The 2,900-nt window shown below is 42.9% G+C and carries 2 protein-coding genes and 1 CRISPR repeat array; of the genes, one reads left to right on the top strand and one right to left on the bottom strand.

Annotation, left to right across the window (positions count from 1 at the left end; all coding sequences use genetic code 11):
- Window positions 1–161: 161 nt before the first annotated feature.
- Entirely contained in the window at window positions 162–743 is a 582-nt protein-coding gene (locus tag HMPREF2983_RS08585) for a hypothetical protein (RefSeq protein WP_070667787.1), read from the bottom strand.
- 239 nt (window positions 744–982) lie between these two features.
- On the opposite strand from HMPREF2983_RS08585, the gene HMPREF2983_RS08580 reads away from it, so the two are divergent.
- The gene (locus HMPREF2983_RS08580; RefSeq protein ID WP_070667748.1) at window positions 983–2,620 is read left to right on the top strand and encodes a hypothetical protein; all 1,638 of its coding nucleotides are present in this window, start codon (window positions 983–985) and stop codon (window positions 2,618–2,620) included.
- Between the two features lie 119 nt (window positions 2,621–2,739).
- Window positions 2,740–2,900: direct repeats of the CRISPR family, unit length 28 nt; unit sequence TTTCAATTCCAATAAGGTTCAATTATAA.

Raw genomic sequence — 2,900 nt, 5'->3', positions numbered from 1 at the left:
CGTGCTCCCCTCCTTGGGAGGGGTCGGGGGAGGTCCCCTTTTTCCTCCAATACCGCAACCCGGTTAGAGTCCCCACCCTATTTAACACGCCATTGGCCAACGTCAAACAGCCTTTCAGAACGCACGACCGTGGCAAGAAAATATAACGAGCAAAGGCTTAATCAGAAATTAACGATATAATGATGCTTGAACTTAGAAGTGTCAAAAAGCACAATGCCACAGGAATAGAGGTCATAAGTGGTGACTGCTTCCACACGCTCTACCACCTGCTTCCAAAAAGCCTTTGTGTCTCTATTGTCGTAGATTCCCTCTAAAATCAGAATGGAATCGGCTGTTGCCACAGCAGAAAGAGCTTCATAGACTGCCTTATAATCACCTTTCATAGAGAGGCGGGCAATGCGGAAATGCTGCGGAATGGCAGTGGCATCAATAGGCTTGAAAACCGTAGACTGGCAGCCCGCGCACACGTAGTCGGCATAAGCTTCGGTCTCAGAAAGATAGTCATACCAGCACGTTGCCTGTGCAAAATTGGCCAAACGAAAATACAAACGTCCTTTCTTCTTCGTGGCGTGACTCTCCGCCTTATGCTTCTCACACAGTGGTGCATAGGCATAATAGGGATAATGCTCATTCAACACATAGCGGATGAAGCTATATGCCGACGGAGACTGAACCCCAAAACCGCGCGAATACCCCATGCGGTGCAACCAATTCCAAATGCGTCTGATATGATATCTTATCATGAATTCTGTTTCCCTTTGCGTTACCTTCCTATACAGGGCATCGCAATTCACGCTGCAATATTCGCAATTTTTCCTGATATATGCAAGAAAACAAGGCAGGAAAATCCGTTATCAAAACCAGTATTTCTGTCTTTTCTAACACTACTCCTATTCTTATTTTCTTCATTTTTCCTTTCAAAAAATTAGCATTTCCCCATTGAAATCCTTATCTTTGTTCACAAAACCAATAATGAACACTTATGAAAAAGCTATTCGTTCTCTTGCTTCTCTGCTGTTACCATGCAACAAGTATGCATGCGCAACAATGTCTCTCACTGCCCGATGTCGATGCCATCAGTTTTAATGGCGCAGGCTATAACATTGACGTCTACACCAAGATTGGCCCCGACCAGTATAGCCGAAAAAGCTTAGAATTAAAAAGCAAAGAGACAATATTGGATAAATCGTCGAACATGAACCCGATAAAATGGAAGCTAAATTCACATGAAGACACCCTGAACAGAAAAGACATCGATGATTCTCAAGAAAAATTTATTGAGGCTAAAGACCTGCATACAGCAGATTTTAACTCATATATTGGCAAGGCTTTCACCGTCAACGACAACGGGAAATGGAAGCGGGAAGGTAGGAAGTCTACGTATGTGCTGAAGTTTTTAAGACCGGAACTTGCCATCATGCAGCAGCTTGTTTATGAAGATGGAAAGCATGTATATAACTACTCCACCTTATCAAGCGATATTCCCGACTCGGTTGTAACCTGGCGCTCCACGAATACGAAACAGCTAATACCATTAGTTTTGGAAATCAAAGGAGGCAAGCGGATATTCCTGCTCTACGACCGTTACATTCCATATATGATATTTCCTAATCCGGAAGGTGGGATAATATATAGTACCCTTGACCGACTTAAGCCCGTAGAGATAGAAGATGCCGGGGAAAAATATAACGGTTCCAAGCCATATGACTTTCAGTATTTCAACATAAAAAGGCACTATGGTGTCCAACAGACCGAGACTGGAAAATACATACTATTGGATCAGCTTGGCCAGAATGTGCTGAAAGAAGAGTATGACTCTATCAAATACGACAGCCGCTTTATCATTGCACAGCGAGGAAACGAGTTTGATGTTTTCAATCTCTACCTTGACAAACTAAATATAGGAAAGCCAAAGGTGGTAAAAGAAGTTGCAGACACTCAGGTTGGATGCATCGAAGTGTTGAACGAAAAGGGAGCCGTCTACTATGATGAAATGGGAGAAGATATTGGAAGTCCAGACAAGAGGAGGATTGGACTATGCGGAACGGTGCCTCACTGGGAACATACCATCCTCAAAAAGAAAGGCTGCTATCAACTGCAAATCTACACCAACGGCCCCGGAACACCAATAGATAAAGATGAACGCTATTGGCTTTCTGACCTTTTACCAACAGACTCTGTGGCATTCCTTGATGGCCAGAAATCATTTCACCGCACTGGAAACAGCTGGATTATCGGCGAGATTGACATGCACCCGGAATGGATAAGAGTAGGCAGAAAAGGGAAATTCGGCATCGTGGCCTATGAATATAAGCAGCCGAAGAATGTGAAACCGAAGTTGATAACCAAACGTGTATATGATTGGGATGAGAAAACAGAGATTTACCCAACCGTTAAAGTCACGGGAAAAATAATCTTTCCAATAGACAACGACTCTATCATCATGCAGTCCGATGGTCTGATTTATTTCTACAAAGATAATAAAGTAGGGATCTTCCCCCGTGACAAAGCCCCCGTCTATGACGAGATAAAACAAACCACCCGTTCTTTTTATCACATCACCAAAAATGGCATTCCCGGTTGGCTTGACATCAAGACTGATAAGGAATATTGGGAATAAACCGGCTGGGGTAATAGATGTTTGGCAGGTAAATAACCTCCCGAATGTCTATTACGCCCAAAATCCGATGCGGTTCAATAATGACATCGTTCGCGTAATCACTACTTGAACCAATCTGCGGTTTCAATTCCAATAAGGTTCAATTATAACTGTTGACGATGAGACGTGGGAAAGACTTTACGACAATTTCAATTCCAATAAGGTTCAATTATAACCTTGAAACAGTGCACCGCTGCTTTCGTTTCTAAGAAATTTCAATTCCAATAAGGTTCAATTATAA

It is taken from the genome of Prevotella sp. HMSC077E09 (genome assembly GCF_001814685.1).
GTDB classification, from domain to species: domain Bacteria; phylum Bacteroidota; class Bacteroidia; order Bacteroidales; family Bacteroidaceae; genus Prevotella; species Prevotella oris.
This window is presented reverse-complemented; position numbering and strand designations above follow the sequence as displayed.

Coding starts and splice junctions, on each gene's coding strand:
- HMPREF2983_RS08585 (WP_070667787.1), bottom strand. CDS start 743: ATGATAAGATATCATATCAGACGCATTTGGAATTGGTTGCACCGCATG.
- HMPREF2983_RS08580 (WP_070667748.1), top strand. CDS start 983: ATGAAAAAGCTATTCGTTCTCTTGCTTCTCTGCTGTTACCATGCAACA.